The sequence below is a fragment of the Dactylosporangium sp. CA-052675 genome (genome assembly GCF_050947935.1).
Lineage (GTDB): Bacteria > Actinomycetota > Actinomycetes > Mycobacteriales > Micromonosporaceae > Dactylosporangium.
The window spans coordinates 7,966,125-7,983,726 of sequence record NZ_CP192010.1; the positions used below are offsets into that span (position 1 = coordinate 7,966,125).

Sequence of the window (17,602 nt, forward strand, 5' to 3'; positions counted from 1 at the left end):
GCGAACGGCCCGGCAGCTACCGTGACCGTCCGGGTTATGGCAATCTGATCCACCAAGCGGAGTTCCTGGTTCTGGGTTGTCTTGGAGTGACAAACCTTGATACCGGAACTCCGCCTTGCATCTCCCGATCAACACACCCTTGACCAGCCACGCCCACGCCTAACTGAACGGCGTTGGGACTAGTCCACGTTCGATGGCAGCCACCCCCTCAGCACGACGCAGTACGGGACGGATCAGGAGCGACGACCACTCCATGTTCGGGTGAGTCGGTGCTGTGAAACAGGTGCCCGACGGCGATAATCGACTGATCATGGCGTTCGAGGCGGCTCACCGCGGATACGAGTACCAGGACCTGTTGTCGGCTACGCGACTGGTCGACCTAATGCTCAGTGTTCTGGTGGAGGCCGTAGTCGACAAGAAAGCAGCGAAGGGCGACCGTTTCGACGACCTTACTGTCGTTGACGCCAGTGGGTGGCGCGAGCGGGTCCAGTTTAAGCACACCGACGACGACAACCGGCCACTGATGCTGGAGACATTCACGGGCGACGAGCGGGGGCTCCAACTGGACCGGCTCGTGGCTTCCGCTCTCGCCGACCGTACCGGGGCGGGGGCTGACGCTAATAGCTTCACGTTCCGTGTTGTGCTACGCGATCGCCGGCCCGACGATCCTTCCCTGCTGCGGTTCCTCGGCCCGGCGACCGCGGATCCGGGCCCATTTGTTGCGGGAATGGGCACCCTGCGGATGCAATTCGATCCGGATGCATTGTGGCCTCTGGGGCAGGACGGTGACGATGACCAGTCCGGCGTAGATGACCTTTTCGCTTTTGTGCGACAGTCGACAACTCGGGATGATCTGGTGTGGGTGTGCCAACGCCTGGTCATCGAGGTGGAAGCGCCCTCTGCCTCTGCCGACCTCACTGCGCCGGGACCGGCTGAGCACCTGCTCCTTGAGCGTGTCCGTTCCGAGATCGGAGCCGGCCAGTATCCGAATGCTCGTCGTCTGCCCGTTGATGTTGCCGAGGCGCTTATCCGAACGACCCGCGCAGCACGGCAGGGACGACTGACGGTTACCGCTGACGAACTGATGCGTCGTAGTCAGCTGCGTCACGACTTCGGCGCGGTTGCCAAGGCTCACCCAGTCGATCGGGCGGTCGAGGTCGAAAGGCACGGCACGATCGATGCGCTCGTCACGGCTGCCCGCGGAGCTGCCACGGCGGGGGTTCCGTTGCTGGTCACTGGTCCGCCTGGGCAGGGTAAGTCTTGGGCGTGCCAGCAAATGATCGAGCATCTTGAAACGTCCCGATGGCTCATCGCGGAGCACTACTGCTACCTCGGCGACGCCGACGAGGATCGTGATGCTCGCGTCTATGCCGAGACGATTTTCGGGAGCCTGCTCGGGCGGCTGGCGACCGTTGATCCCGCACTGGTCAAGGATCAGCGTCCCCGGTTCGCGGCCAATCACGAAGCGATCGAGGCCGCGGTTCAGCAGGCGCTCACTGCCGCCCCGGCCCGCCCTGTGGCCTTGATCGTCGACGGCATCGATCATGTATCCCGCGTACAGCCAGGAACTCGCGGTTCTGATCCGTCACGGACGCTAGCCGAGGAACTGGCCGCTCTAGACCTTCCGTTAGGCAGTGTGCTGATCGTTCTGAGTCAACCTGGCGATCATCTGCAACCATTCCATGACGTTGGTGCGGTCTCGATGACGGTGCCTGCGTTGAGCCGGCTCGAGGTCGGGTCGCTGGCGCAGCGACTGAGTCTGATCGCGGCCGCGCCCCGGTCGGATGAGGAACACCGGCCTTCGGTGGTCACTGCCGCAGAGGCCGATGAGTTTGTCGACGCGCTGGCCGACCGCTCGAACGGCAATGTACTGTACGCAACCTACCTTTGCCGGGAAATCCTGCAGCGAACGGAGAACCTTACGGATCCGGCCGCCGCAATCCGCGAGTTGCCGCCCTTCGACGAGGCGCTGGCCGGCTATTACGAGCATCTGTACCGATCGTTGGGGTCCGAGGGCGCTTGGGTAGCCGATGTACTGGCGGTCCTCGACTTCTCAGTCACACGCGCCGAACTGCGCGAGATCGCGCCTGCTTCAGGCCATCGAGTAGACGCCGCACTGAGAGTTCTCGGCCCAGTGCTCGCCGAACGCGCCACCCAAGGCGGCATGCGCATCTACCACGAGTCGTTCGCGAGATTCCTGCGCCGGGCGTTCGACAACGATCCCCCGGCTATGACCGCGGTCCTTGAACTCGTCGTAGCCTGGCTGCAGGGCAAGGGCTTCTTCAAGGAGGAACGCTCCTTCCGATACCTGCTGCCGACACTGGCCTCCGTCGGCCGAGAGCACGAAGCCCTAGCACTCGTGGATCACACCTACCTGGCCATGTCGATCGCGGCGGCATATCCGGCTTCCGCGATTGTGAAGAACCTCATCACCGCGATCGGCTGTGCGGCCCGGATGGACGACTGGCCGGCAGTCGTCCGCTGTGTCGAACTGGCGCGGGGAGCCGAAACCTACGAGCAGGAGCGGTACGACAACGTACTACCTGGCTTCGTCGATGTTCCAATGTCAGTCCTAGGGGCAGACATGTTCGCCTCCAGACTGCTGTACGACGGTCGGCCGGTGGTCTCCGGCAGGGCGGGCCTTCGGCTGTGTGCCGCGGTAGACGCCCAAGGCGCGGTGGCTCCCTGGCGCGAGTACATGACGGCATACCATCGCGAACGATCCTCAGAAAACACAGCCTGGGGACGCGAGTCCGAGCAGGAGGTCGAAGTCGCCTGGCTACGTGGCCGCCTGCGTCTGTCGGCAGCAACCGTGCCGGTAAACCAAAACTCGCAAGGGCACGCTGCCGATGTTGCGCCTTCGCCGATGGCCGCCACCGCAGCCGATGACGAAGAACCCTCCGGGGACCCACCGATCACCGATGTAGCAGATCCGATCAACGTCGACCGCCTTGCCCGGTTTCTGGACCGACGTCCCCTGCCCGTCACCGAGACGGTGGACGCCTTGGTGGACACCCGAGGCATTCCTGCCACGATCGCCGTCCTGAGCAAGATGCGCAATCCTGGACCGCTCGAACTCGCGCTCGCCGTGAAGCTCAGCACCTCAGCCGACGGCCCCAACGACGAGGCGCAGCAGCTAGCGGTGGCCGCAGCCTCCCACGGCGTGTCCGCAGGCACCATTCACACTCTGCTCCAACTCGGTGTCCCTTTCGAGTCAGTGCACACCGAGTCTCCGGCGGCGCAACGTGACCGGCTGCTTGGGCTCACCCGCCAGATGCAAGGCCGATCAGTACGCTGGGAGACCGGGCTTGCCGGACAATGGCTGGATGCGTGCGCCATCGCAGCACGCCAAGACGACGCGTTAGGGCTGAACGCCGCTGAGGCACTGGTGACCGGCCCTGGGTGGTATCCGTGTTGGCTTCGTTTCGTTATCGCCCTTGTCCGAGCCGAGACCGCCGCAGCCGATGGCCGGGCGACTGCGGCGCTGGACGCACTGCGGCTGCTGACCGGCGACCTCAACCCATTCGCGGGCGACCCTCGCGCCTGTGACCTCTATCCGATCCACCCTCAGATCGACAGCACGATTCGCCGCGCTGTTGCCCTGGTAGATGACGATGCGTGGCCGGACACCCTGCAGATCCTTGAGCACATTTGCGAGAAGATCACCACGACCTTGCAGGGCGAACTCGGTGGCCCCTTGCCAGCCGACTCGCTTCTGGCCCTCGCGGTCGACGCGTCAAGCAGCCCCGCCCGGTTTCCGGCAACCCAACAACTCATCGAGCGGATGGTCGAACAGGACGCGGCGGGCAGGTTCTACGCCGACCTCGCCACCTACCGACTTGTTGCAGCCCGGTTCGCCATTCGCACCGGCAACACAGCCGACGCGGCTCGCTGGTGGACCGATGCCGGTCGGTTGTTCAGCGCCTACGGATTCCACAAAGACGTCACCATCTACGAGTTGCTTGAGCCGCTCCCGACGCTCATCGCCACCGATCCTGAACAGGGCCGCCAACGCCTCGCGGCGCTGCAGCCGCTCTGCGAACGGATCCCGTCGCACACCGACGGCAGAGAGACCCGCCACGCCCCGGCCCGGTGGTGGCAGCTTCTCGCACAGGCCGACCCTGATGCGCTCGCACGACTGGCCGGGACCTCACTGGTTTCCAGTTGCAACCTGCCGAATAGGCTTCTCCACGACGCTCGGCGCTATCTCTGGCAGACCTGGCACCATCGGGCCGATCCCGTCGTTGCCGGTCTGCTGCGACTCAGCCTCGACGTGCCACTCGACCCGGCCGACGCCAAAGCGCTGGAGCGTCTCGTTCAGGCCCCGGCGAGGGCCAGCATCCTCCCCACACTTCTGCTCACCCAGGCGGAAGAACGAGCATCTCGCTACCCCAGTTCTGACAGCCGGAGCTTGCTCGAACGTGACGCCCAGCTCGTCAAAGCAATCAACGCGGCAGTAGGAGACGCCGCTCCCCACCTTCTGGCGATCCCGAATGCCAGCTCGAACAGCGACCAGTCGACGGAGTCCCCACGCTGGCCCCGGCGCGGGGAGGCGCCTCCGGCTTCAGATCGAATCACCAACCGGTCACCTAGGCTTTTTCCCAGCCAAGCCGCAGGCTTGGCGCAAGCAACTCGTGCATGGCGTGGCCGGCCATACGACACGACAGAACCTGAATGGTCCGTCGCGCGGTTCGCCAACATCATCGGCTATCGGCTGATCGAGCTCGTTCAGGACGAACGTGAGAGCGATGCCGAGGCAAGCTTGCGTGCAGTGGCCGACGCCGCGACCTTCGGTGACCTTGAGGGCCTACTGCCCGTTCTCGCTGACGGCCTTGAATGGCATCAGCAGCCACGACTTGCAGCAGTGGCTCACACACTTGCCTGGACCCGTGCGCGCGGCGGCGGTGGCTGGCGGCAGTTCGGTTCGCAGAACCGCATCGAGTCTCTACGTCGGGCAGTTTCCCTTGACGCCGAAACTGCCCGCAGCATCATCGCCGACGAGGTTCAGCGCGCGGTTGCTGGTGGCCGAGGAGGCACCTATGGGATCACCCAGGCTCTGATCTATGCCTTCGCGGTTGTTGACGAGCTTGCAACCGCCTCTCCTGCGGCAGGCGTCGCCTTTGCTTGTTGGGACCAGGCGGCTCTTGTCATAGCCGAACGTGCTCCACGCGTACACCCATACGACGACCCGGATGAGCCGTATAGCGCACCTGATCCAGACCCGGGCACGGACATCGTTGGCGACCTGGACGCCGCGATGGCCACAGCGACTCTGGCTGGCGCAGCTGATCCCGGCAGGGAGAACAAGCGACGCTCCCTGCTCGCAGTACAACAGTTGATCAGTAGCCACCCTGACGCGGCGGCGTCTGCGTTCGAAAGAATGCTGCCAGCGTTCAGCGACCCGGGCACCCTGACGTGGCTGCTGTCCCTGCTTCAGCACGCCGGAGACACGGCCGATCCCATTCTCGAGAGATGCCAAACCGGAATTATTGGCCTGGCGGCAAGCCCACACGTAACTGTTCGCGCTATAGCTCGCCAACTGCTAGACGCCGACACGCGCCCTCACCTACCGATCGTGAAGCCGGACGACGCGCTGCTCCGCTCCAACGCCAGAGAGCTCTGGACACCCGACAGCGAGATCGTTGACGAAGATGAAGAGAAGCTAACCGAGGTCATAGAGGAGACCGCGGGCGCCCGCCTCAGCGAGGCCGAAGACGTGTTGCCCGGCCTCCTCGACGCTACTCGACGACGGTTAGCATCTGCCGTTTCTAGCGAAAGCTTCCGACGGCGCATGCGCTCCCAGCTCCAGGCGCTCAGGGGTACGGAGCAAAGACTGGAACCCGATGCATACCTCGCCATCGATGAGGCCGTCGAGGATGCTTTGCAGCGGGCTGGCTCTGGGGGCCGCGCCGCGTGCTTGGCCAACGGGCAACCGATCGGCGATCCGGACGCTTGGGAGAGCCGGCTCGCCGAGACTCTCATCGACGACCCGTTGTGGGCGCTGTCCATCGAGGCCACGCGCCAGCCACGGCCGTCGCTGCCGCCGCCGCCCGGCTCCGGCAATCATGTCTGGGAATCGATTCGGGTGCACGCCAGTGGCGCGGCACGGCCGCAGGACCCGTCCGTGGTATCGGCACTATGAGCTTCCCCCGCTTTGATGGAGCGGTGGTTACCTGCCTCCGGTCGGGGCAGGGGTGAGGTTATCTGGCTCGGTCTGGGCGTGCCAGGCGGTCTCGTATTCGTCTGGGCTGCGGTAGCCGAGGTCGCGTTGGATGCGGCGGGAGTTGTACCACCCGTCGATGTATTCGAAGATCGCGTTGTCGGCTTGGTCGCGGGTGCGCCACGAGGTGCGGTAGACGAGCTCGATCTTCAGGGTGGACCAGAAGTTCTCCATCAGCGCGTTGTCGTACGAGTCGCCGACGGAACCCATCGAGGGCAGGATCCCGTTGTCGGACAGGCGTTGCGTGAAGCGGAAGGACGTGTAGTTCGAGCCCCTGTCCGAGTGGTGGATCAGTTGGCCGTCGCGGACGTCGCGGGTCCAGATGCCGTACTCGAGGGCGCCGAGGATCAGGTCGGTGTCGCAGCGGTCGCCGGCCTTCCACCCGACGATGCGGCTGGAGAACGCGTCCCGGACCGCGGCGAGCCAGAACGCGCCCTCGCCGCAGCGGATGCGGGTGGCGTCGGCGACCCACAGCCGGTTCGGGCCGGCCGCCGTGAACCGGCGGTTGACCAGATCGGGCGCCGGCGTCGCGTTCGGGTCCTGGACGGTTGAGCCGCCGCGCCAGCCGCGGCGCAGGAACGCACCCTGCCAGCCCTGGCCGGCCATCAGCCGCTCGACGCGTTTGCGGCCGACGTGGATGCCGTCACGGCGCAGCTGCCGGTGGACCCGGTCCGCGCCGTAGGTGCGGCCCGAGGCGGTCCAGATGTCGTAGATGTTGGACAGCAGCCCGCGGTCGACCAGGTCCCGGTCGCACGGCTGCTCGGCTTGGCGCAGCCAGGCGTAGTAGGTTGAGGTCGGAATCTGCAGGACCCGTAACAGGAGCGCGACCGCGAAGCGGTCCGAGTGTTCGTCGATGAACGTCATGACCGTCGCCGGGTCGGGTCGAGCTCCGAGGCGAAATACGCGCTCGCCGCCTTCAGGATCTCGTTCGCCCGCCGCAGCTCAGCGTTCTCCCGCAGCAACCTGCGGTTCTCCTCCACCAGGTCGGTGGACGGCCGGTCAGCCCGCTCACCCGCATCGGCCTCGGCCTGGCGGATCCAGTTGCGCAACGCCTCGTGATGCACGCCGAGCTGCTCCGCCAGCCGGCGGATCACCGGCTTCGGGTCCGACTCGCGATACAAGCGCACGGCACGCGCTCGCAGCTCGTCGGGGTACTTCTTCGGTGGTGCCACGGATCTTCCTCCCCACGGCCATCAGACCATGATCAAGAAGCTCCATGAAAGCGGGGGTGGCTCAGCCCGACCGAACGCGGAAGCGCCCGCGCCGACGCCCTGGCCGCCGCGGCACCCGCTCTAGCCTGGAAACGCCGCAGCTGCGGCGACGGGGTCAAAGGCCCGCGCGTCTATGACTGGGCGGTCGCCACCCTGCCCGACACCGGCACCGCTGAACACGGCCACACCCGCTGGCTGCTCATCCGCCGCAGCGTGACCAAGCCCACCGAACTGGCCTACTACCTGTGCTACGGACCGAAGGACACCACCGACGAGGAACTCATCCGCGTCGCCGGCACCCGGTGGGCGATCGAGGAATGCTTCCAGACATCGAAGAACGAGGTAGGCCTGGACCACTACCAGGTCCGCCGCTACGACGCCTGGTACCGCCACATAACACACTCGTTATGGTGGCCCACGCCTTCCTCGCCACCACCGCGTCACAGGCCGAAAAGGGGGCTACGAACCAGACGAGACGGCCTCATCCGCCTCACCCTCGGCGAGGTCCGACGTCTCCTGGCACACCTGATCACCATCATCCGACCCCTTGATCATATCGATCGATGGTCACGATGGCGCCGCCGCCACCAGTTCAGAGCCCGAACCAGCCACTACCAGCGAAGACTCGGCCTACTGGAAGTGCGGCTGGAGTACTAAGCGCCGCGGCTTCCGTCCCGATTGACCTTGCATTCAGCGCAAGGAAGGACCGGGCACGGGCTGCGGCTACCGCTGGTCCTTCCAGCCCCCGTGGATCACCGACTCGCTGCTGCCGGACTGCCCGCCCGCGCTACGCGCCATCGTCACTCCACCATCGGCGCCGACGCCCACCACCAGACGCGGCTCACCGACCTCGACCGATACGCCGCGGCCGCACTGCACGGCGAGGTCGCCCGCATCCGCGTTGCACCCCGACCTGTCATGCACGGCGGGCGCCGCGTCGCTGGCGGCCGCAACAGCGCCCTGCATCTGGCCGCGTTCCGGCTCGTCCAGCTCGCCACCCACAGCGACCTGGACGAGCACACCGTCCGGTCAGCACGGACTCAGCCCGGCCGAAGCCCGGCGCACCATCGGGTCCGGGATAGCGGGGCCGGACTGCAACACCCCGCGGCTGGCCCTCGTCGCAGCCGTGCTGAGCTGGTTCCGCGCCCTGCACCGGCTTGGACTGTCTCGTGCACCGGGTCCGCTCAACGCTATGGAACGGAGATCAATCGCAGGGACCAACGCGTGGAGAACCATCCGTCATCTCGCAGTGTCGCCGCCAGCCTTTTTCCGTCCGGCGTGAAAGCGCCGCCGCGGTAGTCGCCCTTCGCCAGGCTCCGGAACAGTCCGTCTTCCAGCGACCACAGGCCCGAACTCCCGTTGACCTTGCCGGCGACGACGATGCGGTCACCGCTCACGGTCAGGGCCCAGGGATCGCGCACACCCAGCGCGAGGCTCGTGATGCGCCCCGCGCCGTCGTAGCGGCAGACGGCGTACGTGGTCGGCGGGCCGGCCCTTTCCGTCCCGCACTGGTTGGCCAGAAAGAACAGCGTCCCGCTTTCGGTGACCGCCGGGAACCGTACATCGGCGCCGCCGACGCATTCGGAGCTCGTCTTCCCGACCGCCTTCATCCCTTGCGACGGACAGGATTCAACTCGCGAGTACACCGAGTCCGAGGACGCGGACCAGGCCGCCCCCCAACCGCCGAAGTCGATGGGCGTGACGGTCGTCTGCTCCTTGCCGCGGATGTCCTTGCGGACGAATGCCGACCGATTCGGTTCCAGGGAATTGCCGCAGGACATCACTAGCCCAAGCTCGTGATCGCTCATCGCCACAAGAGCATTGATCGAAGGACGCTCCTCGGCAGGACGACGGCAGTCGGGCGATTGAACGGTGACCGCTTCAGCCGGTTCACCCGGGCGCATCTTCATCGCCGACACACCGCCGCTGGAATCGTTCGCACTGTACTGAAGGAAGTAGATGGCGTCACCGATCCAAACCGGGGATCCATACGCCAAGGTCTTCGACGACGCCAGCACCTCCCCCAGCCCCGCATTGGAACATCCGGCAACGGCCGTAGCGCCGACAATCGCCAGCAGAACGATCATCACCCGGCGAACTGCACTACCAGCCCCGTCGCCGGGGCTGGTGAGCGCTTGGCGACTTCTACGAGCCATATGTAGCCAATTCACCGGCTTCAACCTTGGCTCTGATCTGCGCCCGCAGGTCCACGTACGACTCAGATCCCGACTTTTCGGCAACCTTGTGACCCGTGTCCCAGCCGAGAGCATTGTTGAACATGTCCGCCCTGGAGTCCTGCTCTCCAACGTCAATGTTCGGATTGCTCATATCCTTGTCGTGAATTCGCTGCAGGTAGGCACCCTGCTCGTGCGCCATACCCAACACCAGTGCATCATCCCTGGACACATCTCCGGACATGCCCATCAGTCCAAACCAATACGCATGATGGAAGGCATTCCATTTCCGCCTCAACTCGGGCGACGCACCTTCGGCATTTCCGCCGGGGTACTCCGCGTTGGCAGCAGCCTCGGCCTGACGGGCCTGGTTCATCGCATTCCAGCATTCGGACAGTCCCACGTGTGCACACCAAGCCATCTCGCCGGGATTTACCCTTCCCGCCAGCCAGAATGTGGCACAGAAAAGATGACAGTCCTTCAAGGCCTCGCTTTCCAGCTTGTTAACCTTGTCCAAAAGAGCTTTCTCGTCGCTCGTCAGCTTACAGTTGATCTGTTTTCCGCGGTTCTTGCACGGCGTCCCGCCATTCGTCTTCACATCGTCCGCGGGGTGACACTCGTAGCTGGTGCTGTTAGCGCAGGTCGACGGATCGTAGTTGGGATTATGCCAGGGTCGCGGCTCGGTGCCGCTCGGGTCGCTGAGCCGCAGCGGGCTGTTGTCGGCGTACGCGAATCCGTTGATCTGTAGGGGATCCTGGGTGTTGGTGACGGAGTCGTCGGAGATGAACCGGCCGGTTGCTGGGTCGTACTCGCGGGCGCCCAGGTGGGTAAGGCCGGTGTTGTCTCGAATACCGTTGACGAATCCGTGCGGGTTGGGCCAGGTGGGGTCGGCGCCGCGGGGGTTGCCGAACGGGTCGGTCTTGCGGCGGGTTACGGTCAGGCTCGCCGCGTTGATGGCGAGCTGGCCGGTGCCGTGCGGGTCGCTGAGAATCCAGGCGGTTCCGCTGGCGGTTCGGGTGGCGCTGCCGACGTAGCGGGTGCAGGTGGTGTTCGAGCCGACGCGGCGCAGTTCGAAGGCGCCGAGGTAGACGGTGACGCCGGCCGGGTCCTTAGCGACGAGCCGGTTGCCGTCGGCGTCGTAGATGTAGCTGGTGGTACCGGACGTATCGGCGATTGTGGCTAGATGCCCTTCGTTGTCCCAGGTGAGGGTCTGGCCGGGCTTTCCGCTGAGATTGCGGGTGGTGGTGTTGCCAGCTGCGTCGTATTGGAAGGTGTCGGTGCCGGTGGTGGCGCCGCTGGTGGTGACTTTGCTGAGGGTGTGGCGCTGGCCGGTGTCCGGGTAAATGTAGTTGCGGGTGGTGTCGGTGCCAGTCAGGGCGTGACGGACTTCGCTGGTGCGGTTGCCGCTCGGGTTGTTGTAGCTGTAGGTGGTCCAGTAGGGGTCGGGGCCGCCGACCGTGGTAAGGGTCGGGGTGGTTTGGCAGGTGGCGGTCGTGGTGGTCCAGGCCTCGGTGAGCTGGCGCAGGTTGTCGTAGCTGAAGCACTGGTTGGACACCGTGGCGCCGGCGCTGGTCTCGTTGATGTTGGTGACGTTGCCGGCCTGGTCGTAGCCGTAGTTCTCGGTGAGTTTCCCGACCCAGGTGTTTGGGGTGGTCTGGTTCTCGGTGTCGGTCGCTGCGGTGACGAGCCGGCCGGTGGCCTGGTCGGTAGTGGTGGTCTGCCGGACCCGTTTACCGGTGGCGCCGAGGATCTGTTGGTAGAGGCCGCCGAGGTTGTAGTAGCTAGTGCCGGCAACGTAGGTGTTCGCCGCGCTGGTCCGGGTCAACGGCAGGCCGGTGTTGTCGTAGGTAGTGCTGACCGTCTCGGCGGGCAGGTCACCGGCGGTCGGATAGCCGACCGTGGCGACGGATCCGTCGAGGTTGTAGGAGGTGGTCGTGGTGTAGCTGCCCGACGGCAGGCCGACGATGCTCTGGCTGGACGGGATGAGGGTGGTGTTGCCCAGGGGCCGGTAGGCGTCGTCATAGCCGGTGACCGTGGTGGTGAAGGCGTCCTGGCCGACGTAGCGGGTGGCCGAGGTGAGCTGGCCCTTGGCGATGGTGTCGTAGATCCACTGGGTGCGTTTGAACCCGGTCGTGTCCGTGCCGTCGTAGACGGCGGTGCGGCGACCGAGATCGTCGTAGGTGGCGGTGAGACTGATGCTGCGGGCGTCAGTGGTTCTTGTGAGCCGGTCGGCGTCGTCGTAGATGGCGGTGGTGGAGCCCTTGTCGGGGTCGCTGGTCGAGTCGACCCGGCCGCGCAGGTCGTAGTGGTTGGTCCAGCTGTTCCCGGCTGGGTCGGTGGTGGCGGTTAGCCGTCCGAGCCGGTCGTAGGTGTAGGTAGTCTTGGTGAACGAGCCGGCCAGGTTGGTGGTGGCGAACTGGCGCAGCTCAGTGGTCCTGCCGCGCACGTCCAGCATCGTCTGCGTGGTGGTGCCGCCGGTCGGCGGGGTGGTCGCGACCCGGTCGCCCTGATACAGCGTCGTGGTCTGCCACTTCAGCGCGTTTGCCGACCACAGTGCGTCGACCGTCTGCCGGCCGAGGTTGTCGTAGGTGAAGCGGTGCTGGGTCAGAACATCGATGTCGTTGAACCCGGCGACGCTGTCGGTGGGTGCGGCATTGTTCCAGAACGTCGACGTTTTGGCGACCAGTCCGCGGCCGTCGTAGGCGGTGTCGGTGATGACCCGCCCGCCGTTGGCCTGCGGGCCAGGGGCTTGGGTCTGGCGCAGCCGCATCAGCCCGTCGTAGAGCTCATAACTGACGACCTGGTTACCGTTGGCCGCCAGCTTCTTCGTGGTGACGGTGTTCGGGCCGCCGGTGGAGCGCAGGGTGTAGGCGTATTCGATGTCCGGCAGGGTGGTGGTGGGGCCGTTCGCCGCGGTGTGCTGGCGGAAGACTCGGGTCAGCCGGCCCAGCAGGTCATACTCGACCGTGGTGGTCTTGGTGTTCGGGTCCACCACCTGGACCGCCAGACCGCGCAGGGGGTTCAGTGTTGTGACGGTGGCATGACCGAGCGGATTGGTTTCGGTTGTAGCGGTGACGGCGGCGCCTGACGCCGGGCTGTAGGCGGTGGAGGAGTGCTTGTCCAGCGCGTCGTAGCTGTCGGTCTGGCGTCCGTAGCTGTCGTAGCCGGCCCGGCTGGCCTGGACCCAGGTCAGCGTTGTGCCGTTGACCGCGCTGAGTTTCTTGGTCATCGTCGTCAGGCCCTTGGTGGGCGTGGCCCCGACCGTGGTGGTCGCGTCGTAGAACGTCTGGGTGCCGGCCAGATAGTCAGCGGCGGTCGGTACGGCAGCGCAGGTCGTGCTCACCGACTGCACCGGGTAGTCGATCATCCACTTGGTGGTGTCAGGCGTGGCGTAGGTGTTGGTGGTGCACACGTCATCGGTCGTGGTGCCGGGGTCGCCGTCGTCCTTGACCGTGGCTTCCAGCCCGTACGAGTTGTAGGTGTGGGTAGCCCGGTTCCACCGCCAGCTGCTGCTCACCGGCAGCCAGGTGCCAACGTCGGTCTGCGCCTCGCGGTTGTATCGGGAGGAGATGGTGCCGATGTTGGTGCCGGTGTTGCGGGAGCCGGTGGCGGACTGCCATGGCTGGTGGATGGTCTTACTGAGCACGGCGGTGCCGTCGAGGGTTTGCTCCTCGCGGAGGGTGCCGCGCAGGCCGTCGGCGTCGTTGACCGGGCCGTTGACCGAGTCGGTGATGGTGGCCTGGCGGGTGTTGATGCCGCTGGCGGTGTAGTCGCCGGTCAGGCCGCGGTAGTACAGCTTCTTCGACACCGACTGCTGGCCACCGGCGGCGCCGACGGTCGTGGTCACGGTGCTGTAGCCGGCGAAGTCGGTGAACGAGCGGTGCGCATTGGTGGCTGCCTCGTCGCCGCTGTAGTGCCACAGCGTGTTCGTGCTCGACCCGGCGGTGCTGTAGGCGTAGCTGGTCTCCACGTTCGGCGACCCGGCCAACGAGTCGAAGTCGGTGACCTTCGTGACAACATACTTGTGGTAGTAGTTCCATCCGCCGCCGTTCCACTGGGGATAACAACGCAGCGGGAACTGATCCCACGGCACACCGTTGACGTTGGCGATGGTGCACTCTGGCGACGAGTACGCCGCGGTGGTGATGTGCCCGGTGCCGGTCTCGATGTAGCTCAGCCGGAAGTGGTTGTAGTACGGGCCGACGTTGGTCACCAGGTTCGGGAACCGGTCGCCGCCGAAATGCATCCGCGGCGTGCTCAAGCTGTTGGCACCGTTGTAGCCCGTGCGATAGATGAAGTCGAACCACAGCGACGGTGACACGTTCGTCTCGCCCGAGGACGGGAACGCATGCTGCAGCGTCCACACGTCGGCGTTCTGGTAGCTGTTCGCGGACGGCGACCACACCCTGGTCGTGACGTTGTCCAGCAGGTACGGGGTCCAGAAGGTCGGCGTTCTCTGCGTGCACGACGTGCGGTCCAGCGGGCAGTGCTGGTCCCACGGCGTGTCCAGCCAGTTCTCCGGATGATCCATGCACGGCTCGGTCAGGCACCGCCCGAGGCTGCGGAACACCACCTGCATCGGCGCGTTCGAACTCGCCTCACTCCCCGCCCGGGTGCCGTAGTCGATGTGGTCCAGCGTGGCGGTGATGTCGTAGACGTGGGTGTCGGTGCCGTTCCAGTTGCCGTACTTGCCCTGGAACTTGGTGTAGAAGTACGTCATCGTGTTGCCGCGGGGGTCCACGACGTAGTCGAGGTTCCAGCGGTACGTCATGTCGCAGCCGGACCAATAGTCGTGCGTGTTGTTCTTACACGGCTCACCGGCATGGTTGCTGTACACCAACACGTTCTGGGCGCTGTTCGTCGACTGCGTGTCGCCCGGATAGCGCTTATTCATGCCGAAGAAGTACTGCGTGCCGTCCTGCGCGGTCAGCTTCCAGTACCGGCCGAACCAGTCCCCGTTACCTTTACTGTTGTCGTTCAGAAACTCCAGACGCGACCCATCGTCGGACTCCAGATGCCAGGCACCGGACGCGTCGTCCTTGACCAGCCGCCCGGACCGACCGCCGAAGGACATGGTCATCGCCCGATCGGAGAACCAGCACAGATCGTCGTTCGTCCACTGGTCGTCCTTGCACGAACGGTACGACTGCTCGATGTACCCCGGGGAGTAGTCCCATCCCTCACCGATCCACGACGACTGGGCGTTCTTCGCCACCGTCAGACCGTCCACGCTCGTCGAGGAGTACTGGAACGTCACATCCGGCACCGGACCGCCCAGTCCGGGCGGCATCGTCAACGGCACCGAATAGCTGAGCTCACCGCCCTGCGTACCTGCGGCCCAACTGGAGGTTTCGTTCAGTGACGTGTGCGAGTAGTCCCCGCCAGAACTGGACGGGGAGGCGCTGAGCGCATATACAACCTGACCGCCGGGCGCCGCCGTCAGCGGCGTCGAACCTGTCGTTGTCGTCGACGCCGACGTCCTCGTCGATGACAGCGGCGTCGAGCCAGCAGCACCACCCGCAGCCATCACGGCGTCCGCTTTCCCACCGGCTGCGAAGACTTTTCCGGTGCTATCGGCGACGTTCACCGCATCGAACGACACCACCTGCGACGCGACCGAGTTGACCGCCCCGTCGACCGGCGTCTGCACCTGACACTCGGCCCGCTCCGGCGTTGTCAACACACACTCGGGCAACCGCACCAGACGAAGCCGGCCGCCATAGTTGCCGCCGTACGCGTTCGCGAACGACGAGTAGTCGACGTCGAGGGCCACCTTACCGACACCGGCCTGGCCGTCGTCGCGGACCAGCGTGAACAGCGCACCCTGCACATGTGCCTTGTCCGTGACCGCCCGATCCGCCACCGACAACCGCACCGTCGACGGACCCTTCACCGTCTGCAGCCGCGCCTCCGCCTTCGGATCCGCCAGCGGATCCGCCGGATCAATGCCTTGCTTACGCACCCGCACCGCAAGCCCACCAGCACGGCCAGCGCCAGCACCGGCAGTCTTCGCCGTCACCGCAGAACGAGTCGCGCCGAGACTGGCGGTGTCGACCGCGATCGAGGCCGTACCTCCCGCGGGCCACACCGCCGCAGCGGGCGACGCCTGCACCACCCGATCGGACTCCGGCAACGGCACCGTTTGACCCGACACGCCCTTCACCGGCACCGACGCCTCCGCCGGCCGATCCGGCTGCAACGCCACCGGTACGGGCACAGCCGCGGCGTACGGGGGAGCCACTAGCACTCCCGCCGACACCGCCAGCACCAGACCGAAGGCCAACCCCAACCGGCCACGACCCTGCCGAACCAGACGAACACCCAAACCGCCGCGCCGACGCAGCATGCAAACCTCCCCGTGCCGATCATGCAAGGAGACACGGTATAGATCAGCACCGTTGCTGGGAAGAAGCTGATAGTTACATCGCAATCGGTAACCGGAATCTCCAGCTTCCGCGACCATTCCGGCAGCACGCACCCCACTTCAGTGATGACCATCACATCGCAAAGCTACTTAGCGTCGGCATGGCGCTGGCTAGGAGTTAGGTAGGTAAGTCCGGAGCGCTGCCCTACAGGTATAAATGATCTTGGCTGGGACAGGCCGCCCACCAGCGGCCACCAAAGACGGCCTCTCCAAGAAATAGATCATCCGCTGCCTCAAGCGCTACATCGCCCGAGAGCTTTACCAAGTCATCACAGCAGGCAATCTCCAACCCCCCGCTTGACATCCATAGGAGCATCTGGCATCGGTGGACTCCGCGATCGTGCGGGCGCATCAGGGCGGCACAGAGGGGCATTCCGATTCCGGCCAACCAGCCGCCGGGCCGGAACCGGCTCACGCCATCAGACGATCCCGATGTGGACTGACCACGAAAATCCACCTGGTCCGCGACGGCGCCAGACGAGTCTTAGGCCTCGTCGCCACCGGCGGCAATGTCAACGACGACACCCGTTTCAAACAATGTCGCGAAACGCTGCTTCAACCGGCTCAAACATCTAAGGAATGCCAGTCGGCGGCCACCCGCTACGATAAGACCACCACCTCATTCTGGGCCACCATCACCATCGCCGCGCTCCTGCAATGGCCATGACCTTTCAAAACACTGCCGAGCAGATCGATCTCGAGGGAATCGACATCTTGCAGGTCCATCCCCAATACGGGTATGCAAGTACCTCGACATTCGTTTACGAATCGTAATCTTTGGACGAAATCAGGAGCTACTACATCCAATACGGACACGCCCGCCTGACGGTTGCCGTCGTCCTGAGCCCAACCGCGTGCCGGCCCTACGCCGGTTTGGGGGGTTTCGGATGCGCTCGCGGAAGAGGATCCAGAGTGCCTCGACGCCATCGCGCCAGGTGATCTTCTTGCCCTCTTCGCGGGTGCGGGCGTGGTAGGAAATCGGAACTTCGTAAGGTCGGACACCGCGGCGCAGGAGCTTACCGGTGACCTCGGCCTCCATGCCGAAGCCTCTGGATTTCATGGTCAGCGACCGGTAGAGCTCAACCGGCATGAGCTTGAAACAAGTCTCTAGGTCGCCGATGTAGCAGTTGAAGAGGATGTTGGCGGCGGTGGTGACGGCTTTGTTGCCCATCACGTACCAGAACGAGAAGGAGCTGTGGCTGCCGAACGTGCGGTTGCCGTATACGACCTGGACGCCGCTGTCGAGGACCGGCTGGAGCAGACGCGGAATGTCCTGCGGGTCGTACTCCAGGTCGGCGTCGAGGATCACCATGTAGGTGCCCGTCGCCTGGTCGACCGCGGTGCGGATCGCGGCGCCCTTGCCCTGGTTCACCTGGTGCACGTTGGGCCGTAGGCGGGGGTCGCTGGCGTGGCGCCGCAGAATCTCGGCCGTGCGGTCCGTGCTGCCGTCGTCGACGACCACGAGCTCGATCTCGCACGGGTACGGCACGTTCAGTGCCTGCTTGAGTGCCTCATCGAGCCGTGCCTCTTCGTTGAAGACAGGCATCAGGATGGACAGTGTCACTGTGTTCTC

At 65.2% G+C, this 17,602-nt stretch carries 8 protein-coding genes and 1 pseudogene; 3 read left to right on the forward strand and 6 right to left on the reverse strand.

Annotated features, from left to right (window positions below):
* Positions 1–274 precede the first annotated feature (274 nt).
* Positions 275–6,142: an AAA family ATPase gene (locus tag ACQP1P_RS35380; protein WP_433077753.1), complete on the forward strand. Its 5,868-nt coding sequence runs from the start codon at positions 275–277 to the stop codon at positions 6,140–6,142.
* A gap of 27 nt (positions 6,143–6,169) precedes the next feature.
* Here the strand turns inward: ACQP1P_RS35380 and ACQP1P_RS35385 are convergent, their stop codons facing one another.
* Together ACQP1P_RS35385 and ACQP1P_RS35390 are read right to left on the reverse strand one after the other, a co-directional pair.
* Positions 6,170–7,084, reverse strand: coding sequence for an IS3 family transposase (locus tag ACQP1P_RS35385; RefSeq protein WP_433077755.1), 915 nt, complete (start codon positions 7,082–7,084; stop codon positions 6,170–6,172).
* Positions 7,081–7,392, reverse strand: coding sequence for a transposase (locus ACQP1P_RS35390; protein ID WP_433077757.1), 312 nt, complete (start codon positions 7,390–7,392; stop codon positions 7,081–7,083). Before ACQP1P_RS35390 ends, ACQP1P_RS35385 begins: the two co-directional genes overlap by 4 nt.
* 87 nt (positions 7,393–7,479) lie before the next feature.
* On the opposite strand from ACQP1P_RS35390, the pseudogene ACQP1P_RS35395 reads away from it, so the two are divergent.
* A pseudogene (locus tag ACQP1P_RS35395) lies at positions 7,480–7,889 on the forward strand (IS701 family transposase); the annotation flags it as partial.
* Positions 7,890–8,154: 265 nt separating this feature from the next.
* Here the strand turns inward: ACQP1P_RS35395 and ACQP1P_RS35400 are convergent.
* From ACQP1P_RS35400 to ACQP1P_RS35410, 3 genes are all read right to left on the reverse strand, one after another.
* Positions 8,155–8,451 carry a hypothetical protein gene (locus ACQP1P_RS35400; protein ID WP_433077759.1) on the reverse strand — a complete coding sequence of 99 codons (297 nt, stop codon included), beginning with the start codon at positions 8,449–8,451 and terminating at the stop codon, positions 8,155–8,157.
* Between the two features lie 170 nt (positions 8,452–8,621).
* Positions 8,622–9,521 (reverse strand): hypothetical protein, encoded by a 900-nt coding sequence (locus ACQP1P_RS35405; RefSeq protein ID WP_433077760.1) that lies wholly within the window; start codon positions 9,519–9,521, stop codon positions 8,622–8,624.
* Between the two features lie 55 nt (positions 9,522–9,576).
* Positions 9,577–15,951: an RHS repeat-associated core domain-containing protein gene (locus tag ACQP1P_RS35410; protein ID WP_433077762.1), complete on the reverse strand. Its 6,375-nt coding sequence runs from the start codon at positions 15,949–15,951 to the stop codon at positions 9,577–9,579.
* A 403-nt stretch (positions 15,952–16,354) separates the two neighbouring features.
* On the opposite strand from ACQP1P_RS35410, the gene ACQP1P_RS35415 reads away from it, so the two are divergent.
* Entirely contained in the window at positions 16,355–16,696 is a 342-nt protein-coding gene (locus tag ACQP1P_RS35415; protein WP_433077764.1) for a hypothetical protein, read from the forward strand.
* A 120-nt stretch (positions 16,697–16,816) separates the two neighbouring features.
* Here the strand turns inward: ACQP1P_RS35415 and ACQP1P_RS35420 are convergent, their stop codons facing one another.
* Positions 16,817–17,593 (reverse strand): glycosyltransferase family 2 protein, encoded by a 777-nt coding sequence (locus tag ACQP1P_RS35420; RefSeq protein ID WP_433077766.1) that lies wholly within the window; start codon positions 17,591–17,593, stop codon positions 16,817–16,819.
* Positions 17,594–17,602: the final 9 nt, after the last annotated feature.